At 59.7% G+C, this 6,541-nt stretch carries 9 protein-coding genes (1 of these 9 only partly in view); all 9 read right to left on the bottom strand.

Features of this window, described 5'->3' with window-relative positions:
• On the bottom strand, positions 1-1,089 hold the 5' portion of the coding sequence (gene lysS, locus CIC07_RS00505; RefSeq protein WP_076360041.1) for a lysine--tRNA ligase. The gene continues 426 nt to the left of window position 1, outside the view; only the first 1,089 of its 1,515 coding nucleotides appear in the window; it begins with the start codon at positions 1,087-1,089; the stop codon falls past the left edge of the window.
• A 103-nt stretch (positions 1,090-1,192) separates the two neighbouring features.
• Positions 1,193-1,669, bottom strand: a complete 477-nt coding sequence (gene greA / locus CIC07_RS00500) for a transcription elongation factor GreA (RefSeq protein WP_048743662.1) — start codon at positions 1,667-1,669, stop codon at positions 1,193-1,195.
• Positions 1,670-1,908: 239 nt separating this feature from the next.
• Positions 1,909-2,922 (bottom strand): tRNA dihydrouridine synthase DusB, encoded by a 1,014-nt coding sequence (dusB, locus tag CIC07_RS00495; protein WP_076360038.1) that lies wholly within the window; start codon positions 2,920-2,922, stop codon positions 1,909-1,911.
• Between the two features lie 15 nt (positions 2,923-2,937).
• The gene (locus CIC07_RS00490; protein WP_048743666.1) at positions 2,938-3,159 is read right to left on the bottom strand and encodes a helix-turn-helix domain-containing protein; all 222 of its coding nucleotides are present in this window, start codon (positions 3,157-3,159) and stop codon (positions 2,938-2,940) included.
• Positions 3,111-3,635 (bottom strand): 2-amino-4-hydroxy-6-hydroxymethyldihydropteridine diphosphokinase, encoded by a 525-nt coding sequence (gene folK / locus CIC07_RS00485; RefSeq protein ID WP_076360036.1) that lies wholly within the window; start codon positions 3,633-3,635, stop codon positions 3,111-3,113. Before folK ends, CIC07_RS00490 begins: the two co-directional genes overlap by 49 nt.
• Positions 3,636-3,651: 16 nt before the next feature.
• Positions 3,652-4,038 (bottom strand): dihydroneopterin aldolase, encoded by a 387-nt coding sequence (gene folB, locus CIC07_RS00480; protein WP_076360034.1) that lies wholly within the window; start codon positions 4,036-4,038, stop codon positions 3,652-3,654.
• Between the two features lie 35 nt (positions 4,039-4,073).
• Positions 4,074-4,934 (bottom strand): dihydropteroate synthase, encoded by an 861-nt coding sequence (folP, locus tag CIC07_RS00475; protein ID WP_076360032.1) that lies wholly within the window; start codon positions 4,932-4,934, stop codon positions 4,074-4,076.
• 116 nt (positions 4,935-5,050) lie between these two features.
• The gene (locus CIC07_RS00470; protein ID WP_076360030.1) at positions 5,051-5,968 is read right to left on the bottom strand and encodes an aminotransferase class IV; all 918 of its coding nucleotides are present in this window, start codon (positions 5,966-5,968) and stop codon (positions 5,051-5,053) included.
• On the bottom strand, positions 5,965-6,540 hold the full coding sequence (gene pabA, locus CIC07_RS00465; RefSeq protein ID WP_076360028.1) for an aminodeoxychorismate/anthranilate synthase component II: 576 nt from the start codon (positions 6,538-6,540) through the stop codon (positions 5,965-5,967). The genes CIC07_RS00470 and pabA overlap by 4 nt, the downstream gene beginning before the upstream one ends.
• Between the last annotated feature and the right edge of the window lies 1 nt (position 6,541).

Raw genomic sequence — 6,541 nt, 5'->3', positions numbered from 1 at the left:
CTCCACCGGAACCTTATGCTCTTTGGCGAGCTGCTGAGCATCCTCAAGGGACAGCTGCTGCGTGAAATCGACTCCGGTCGCGTCCTTGATGAGCTCCATCATGGATACGCGGCGCCATGGAACGGTCAGATCCACTTGCTGGCCTTGATAGTCGATGACCGTGCTGCCATGCACCTCTTGGGCGATATGCGCGATGAGGTTCTCCGTCAGGGACATGATGTCCTTGTAGTCGGCATAGGCTTCGTAGAGCTCGATCATCGTGAATTCCGGGTTGTGGCGAGTGCTCATGCCCTCGTTGCGATACACGCGGCCGATCTCATAGACCTTCTCGAGACCGCCGACGATCAGCCGCTTGAGGTGAAGCTCGATGGCGATCCTCATATAGAGCTGCATATCAAGCGCATTGTGATGCGTAATGAACGGACGAGCGGCCGCTCCGCCGGCAATCGTGTGGAGAGTCGGCGTTTCAACCTCGAGGTAGCCGAGAGAATCCAGGTAACGGCGCATGGACTGGATGATGCGGGAACGCAGGATGAACGTCTGCTGCACATCCGGGTTGGTGATCAGATCGACATAACGCTGGCGGTAGCGCTGCTCCACGTCCTTGAGTCCATGGAATTTGTCCGGCAAAGGAAGAAGCGATTTGCTGAGGACCGTTACTTCCTTGGCCTTGACGGAGATCTCGCCCGTCTTCGTCTTGAATATCGTGCCGTCGACGCCGACGATATCTCCGATATCGAGCAGGTCAAAAGCCTTGTACTGGCTTTCCTCGACCGAATCCTGACGGACATAAATCTGAATGCGGCCGGTCAGGTCCTGAATCGTGGCGAACGCGGCCTTGCCCATGCCGCGCTTGGTCATGATTCGGCCGGCGATACGAGCGGCGGCGCCCTTCTCCTCCAGCTCTTCCTTTGTCAGATCGCCGAATTCGGATGCAATGCCGCCGGCTGTCGCCGTGCGCTCGAACTTGCTGCCGAACGGGTCCACGCCCAGATCGCGAAGCTCATCGAGCTTCGCCCGCCGAAGCTGCAGAAGCTCGCTTAGGTCCTGCTGTTCCTGTTGATCCACTGTGCCGTTCTCTTGACTCACTTGATCTTCATCTCCTTGCTTGTCTATCCCTTAAAAAAGCTCCCTATAGGTAGGAAGCTCCTGAATGGAAGTATAGCTGCTAAGTCTGGTCTGGGTGCCTGGATTACTTTTTGATGTCCAGAATCCGGTATTGAATGACGCCGGCCGGAACGTTGACCTCGACGGTCGTGCCCTTCTTCTTGCCGAGAATCGCCCGACCGAGCGGGCTTTCATTGGAGATCTTGTTCTGCAGCGGATCGGATTCCGCCGTGCCGACGATGGCGTATTCGATCGTATCGCCGAACTCCAGATCCTCGATCGTCACGATGGAGCCGATGCTTACCGTATCTACGGCGATATCGTCATTATTGATGATGCGCGCGTTGCGCAGCATTTTCTCAAGCGTAAGGATGCGTCCTTCGATAAAAGCTTGCTCGTTTTTAGCATCTTCATACTCGGAGTTTTCGCTGATGTCGCCATAACCGATAGCGACTTTGATCCGCTCGGCCACTTCGCGACGTTTCACGGATTTGAGATTCTCCAATTCCTCTTCCAGCCTCTTGAGTCCGTCCTGAGTCAGAATCACTTCTTTGTCGCTCATTGCCGATTCTCCTGTCGTGGCGTATTTGCTTACCTCGCGTTGAAAGCGAAAGGAATTACAGCAGGATTCCCAGTGCCTGAAACCGTGTCCATAATCCACCAAGAACAGACGGCACAGGATTATATTGCAAGATTATATGCAATTGCACCCGGCGTGTCAATGAGAGGCGCCCGGCAAAGACGGCCGCCCGCGGGGACGCTCCCCGCAAGGGAAAGCGTCTTGCCGCGGGCGGCAGGGCTTCAGTTGACCGCCGCTTCCGGAACGGCCGGCGTCTGGGCATCCTGGCCGAGAGACCGGATATACTCGTTCAGGATAGTGACCATCACATCTCGGCTCGTCTCTTCCATGATGTTGTCCTTGATGCGGGCGGCTCCCTTGAGGCCTTTGAGATACCAGGCCAGATGCTTGCGCATCTCCTTCACGGCCACGGCCTCGCCTTTGAGCGCGATCAGCCGATCCATGTGAAGGATGGCGATCTCCATCTTCTCCACGGCGTTCGGCTCCGGCAGCAGCTCGTCATGCGTAAGGTAATGGATCGTGCGGTAGAGCATCCATGGGTTCCCGAGCGCCGCGCGTCCGATCATGACGCCGTCGCAGCCGGTTTCGGCGATCATGCGCTTGGCGTCCTCGGGCGTGTTGACGTCGCCGTTGCCGATGACCGGAATGCTCACCGCTTCCTTGGCCTGCCTGATGTAGCTCCAGTCGGCATGGCCCGTATACAGCTGCTCCCGGGTGCGTCCGTGCACGCTGACGGCCTTGCCTCCGGCGCGCTCGACGGCGCGGGCGTTTTCGACCACGAAGATATGATCGCTGTCCCAGCCGATCCTCATCTTGACCGTTACCGGCTTGTCGACGGCGTCGACGACCGAGCTGACCATCTCGTAGATCTTGTCGGGATTGAGCAGCCACCGGGCGCCGGCATCGCATTTGGTCACCTTCGGCACCGGACAGCCCATGTTGATGTCGATGATGTCCGCATTCGTCTCCTTGTCGACGACTTTCGCCGCCTGGACAAGGGATTCGCGGTCTCCGCCGAAAATCTGCAGGCTGAGCGGCTTTTCGCGCTCATCCACGAACAGCATTTCGCGCGTGCGCTTGTTGCCGTGGACAATCGCCTTGTCGCTCACCATCTCCGCGCAAACGAGTCCGGTGCCGAACTCTTTGGCGATGAGCCGGAATGCGGGATTGCAGACGCCGGCCATGGGAGCGAGAACGACATTGTTCTTCATTTCAACATTTCCGATTTTAAGCATAACCGTTCCTTCCTTCTATCGCAGACCACCGCTCGTCACGGCTGTCAATTCTTCATAATCGATGCCTAGAGTGTCGGCGATCCGCCCCAGAAGCTTGGCTTCCGGCTTGCGCGTGCCGCGCTCGAGCGAGCCGAGCACCGCGACGGATACTTCCAGCTTGTCGGCCAGCTGCTGCTGGGTGAAGCCCTTCAGCTTCCGAAAGGCGCGGATCCGCTGCGCCAGTTGATCGTATTCCATTGAGCAATGCCTTCCTTTCCATCCCGTAATGCCGCGACCGCCATCGACTCCGCCTTGGCCAGCAGAGGGTGGCCCGGTTCCAGCACTTCGGCCAGGGGAACCATCACGAAAGCCCGCTCCTCCATTCTAGGATGAGGGAGCTGCAGCTCTTCCTTATCCATGGACACATCTTCATATAAAAGCAGATCCAAATCAATCGTTCTTGGGCCGTTGCGGATATCGCGGACGCGGCCAAGCCGGCGCTCGATGTCGAGCATCAGGCGCAGCAGCTCCAGAGGATCGAGGCGCGTCCGCAGAGAAGCCGCCATATTGAGGAACGCAGGCTGGTCGGCGTAACCGACCGGATCGGTCTCGTACGCGGAGGATGTCTCCTCCACGGCTACGCCGTCGCTTCCGTCAAGAAGCTCAAGCGCCTGCGCCAGCAGCTCCGCGCGGTCCCCTATGTTGGAGCCAAGGGCGATATAAGCCCTGCTCATGTTCCCGCCAGTCCCGCTATGCGGGTACGATTTCTCCATGCTCATCCCGCTTTCGCACCAGTTCGACGACAACGCCGTCGAAGTGGATCTCGAACGGAGGATTCGGTTTCGTCACGCGAACGGTCAATTCAGTAATGCCAGTATACGTCTCGAGCAGTGCAGTTGCAATACGGCCCGCCAGCGCCTCGATCAGCTTCACGGGCGGCCCTTCCACGATTTTCTTGGTCGCCGCGTGCAGGTCGGCATAGTTGATGGAATGCTCCAGCTCGTCGGTGCGCGAGGCCTGCTCAAGATCCAGCTTCAGAACGAGGTCGACATGGAAGTTCTGCCCAAGCCGGTTCTCCTCCGGAAATACGCCATGATAACCGAAAAACCGCATGCCATTAAGTGTCATCTTGTCCATTGTCGGCCGGTCCATTCCTTTCTGTCCCAAAGTATTCAGCGCGGGCCGTAGACGATCGCGTCTGTCATCGCGCATGTTTTCCGGATCGCTTCGATATCGTGCACGCGCACGATCTGGCAGCCTTGGGCGATTCCAAGCGCTACTGTCGCTGCCGTCCCCTCGATCAGCTCTCCGACCGGCAGCCCGAGCGTGTCCCGGATGAACCGCTTGCGCGAAGTGCCGAGCAGCACCGGGTAGCCCAGCTCCGCCAGCTCCGACAAGCTTCCCATCAACGCTACATTGTCTTCATGGGTCTTGGCAAAACCGATGCCGGGATCGAGCCAGATGTTCTCCTCCGCCACGCCTGCCGCCCTTGCGATCCCGACGCTTCCCTCAAGGTCGGAAACGACATCCGGAATGAGATCCTCATAATTCCGCTCCCGGCGGTTGTGGCTGATGATGACCGGGCAGCCGAACTCGGCGGCGGCATCCGCCATTCGGGTATCGAGCCGCAGGCCCCATATGTCGTTGATGATATGCGCGCCGGCTTGAAGCGCCGCCCTTGCCGTCTCGAATTTGTACGTATCGATGGAAAGAGGCATATCCGGCAGCTCCAGGCGCAGCCTCTCGATCAAGGGGACGACGCGCCGCAGCTCCTCCTCATGCGGAACAGGGATATAGCCGGGGCGGGTCGACTCTCCCCCGACATCGATGATGTCCGCACCCTCCCGCGCCATCTTCAGGGCATGGCGCACCGCTTCATCCACCTGGGCATGGCGTCCGCCGTCGGAGAACGAATCCGGGGTCGCGTTCAGGATGCCCATGATCAAGGTTCGCTCTCCAAGCTCCAGCTCGACGCCTCCTCCCAGCTCATACCGCCGCTTCGGCACGGCATGGCGCCGTTGTCGGCTATACATCGAATCCCCTCCTATATAAACATGATGGACCGGATGATCCCTGCGGAATTCTACGGTCAACGTCTGCCGATCAGGGTCTGCCGGAGCCTCGCATACGCAATCGAGATGATGTCCGGTCAGAATCGTCTGTCCGGCCGCAGCCAATAGCCTGGACTGCTACTCCGGGCATCGGCCCGGTACAGGCTCAGCAGCTTGCCGCATATCGGACCCGCCGCCGCTCCTGCACGCGGATGGGCGTTCTTCCCCGAGCCGTCAGCCAGCGTGGCGACGGGAACCAGCTCCTGCACCGACCCGGTCGTCCACACCTCGTCCGCCTCCAATAGATCCTCCCACCGGTACAGTCCTTCCTCGACCGGCATCCCCGCTTCCCGCGCCAGCTCCATGACGCGGCCGCGCGTGATTCCGGGCAGGATCCCCGTCTCCAGGGATGGCGTGCGGACGATGCCTCCCGACACGAAGAACAGATTGCTGACGATCCCCTCCGCCAGCCATCCATCGGCAGTAAGCATCAGCCCTTCGGATCCGGGTGAAGCTCCGGAGGCCATCAGCTCCTGCTTGGCCGCAATGCTGTTCATGTAATGCAGCGACTTCATCCGAATGCCGAGCTCGGGCGTATTCCGCGGCGTCCCCAGCAGGCGCAGCTCGCGTCCGCGGACATGCAGCTCCGGAGCTGCGGGCGGAAGATTCTTGACCATGACGATCTCCGAAGGCGATGTGTAAGGCCCTGCCGGCAAGCCAAGTCCTTCGTCGCCGGCGGACACCGTCATGCGGACATAGGCATCGCCGTTGATGGCTGCGGCGGCCGTCACATCGCGGATCAGCCTGCGGATGGCAGCCGGCTCCGCCCGATAGGAGATCTGAAGACGCATGCAGCCTTCCTCCAGCCGCCGCAGATGCCGCTCCAGCAAATACGGCTCGCCGCCGTACGTGCGGAACGTCTCGAACAGTCCCATTCCATATAAAAATCCGTGGTCAAAAACCGAGATGCGGACATCTTCGGAATCGGCCACGGATCCGTTATAACCAATCTTCATCGAACGGCCGTCTCCGACAGGAAGTTGCGCAGCAGCGCCAATCCGTTCTCCGTAATGATGGATTCCGGATGGAACTGCACGCCTTCAACGGCATATTTCTTGTGCCGCAAGCCCATGATCTCGCCCTCGGCCGTCTCGGCCGTGATCTCCAGCTCGTCCGGCAGCGTCTCGCGCCGCACGATGAGGGAGTGGTAGCGGGTAGCGGTGAACGGCGACGGCAAGCCCCGGAATACGCCCCTTCCCTCGTGAAGGATCGGAGATGTCTTGCCGTGCATGAGCCGCTCCGCCCGCACCACTTCGCCTCCGAAGGCTTGTCCGATCGCCTGGTGCCCCAGGCAGACGCCGAAGATCGGAATCTCGCCCTTGAAGCGCTCGATCAGAGCGAGGCTGATGCCGGCTTCGTTCGGCGAGCAAGGTCCCGGAGAGATCAGGATGTGATCCGGAGCCAGCCGCGCGACCTCCTCCAGCGTAATCTCGTCATTGCGCTTCACGACGATCTCTTCGTTCAGCTCGCCAAGGTACTGCACGAGGTTGTACGTGAAGGAATCGTAATTGTCGAGTACGAGAATCATC

This window comes from Paenibacillus sp. RUD330 (assembly GCF_002243345.2).
GTDB lineage: Bacteria > Bacillota > Bacilli > Paenibacillales > Paenibacillaceae > Paenibacillus_O.
This window is presented reverse-complemented; position numbering and strand designations above follow the sequence as displayed.

Excerpts from the sequence above, each read along its gene's own strand:
- pabA (WP_076360028.1), bottom strand. The coding sequence starts at position 6,540 with ATGATTCTCGTACTCGACAATTACGATTCCTTCACGTACAACCTCGTG.
- CIC07_RS00470 (WP_076360030.1), bottom strand. The coding sequence starts at position 5,968 with ATGAAGATTGGTTATAACGGATCCGTGGCCGATTCCGAAGATGTCCGC.
- dusB (WP_076360038.1), bottom strand. The coding sequence starts at position 2,922 with ATGCTTAAAATCGGAAATGTTGAAATGAAGAACAATGTCGTTCTCGCT.
- greA (WP_048743662.1), bottom strand. The coding sequence starts at position 1,669 with ATGAGCGACAAAGAAGTGATTCTGACTCAGGACGGACTCAAGAGGCTG.
- CIC07_RS00490 (WP_048743666.1), bottom strand. The coding sequence starts at position 3,159 with ATGGAATACGATCAACTGGCGCAGCGGATCCGCGCCTTTCGGAAGCTG.
- folB (WP_076360034.1), bottom strand. The coding sequence starts at position 4,038 with ATGGACAAGATGACACTTAATGGCATGCGGTTTTTCGGTTATCATGGC.
- folP (WP_076360032.1), bottom strand. The coding sequence starts at position 4,934 with ATGTATAGCCGACAACGGCGCCATGCCGTGCCGAAGCGGCGGTATGAG.
- folK (WP_076360036.1), bottom strand. The coding sequence starts at position 3,635 with ATGAGCAGGGCTTATATCGCCCTTGGCTCCAACATAGGGGACCGCGCG.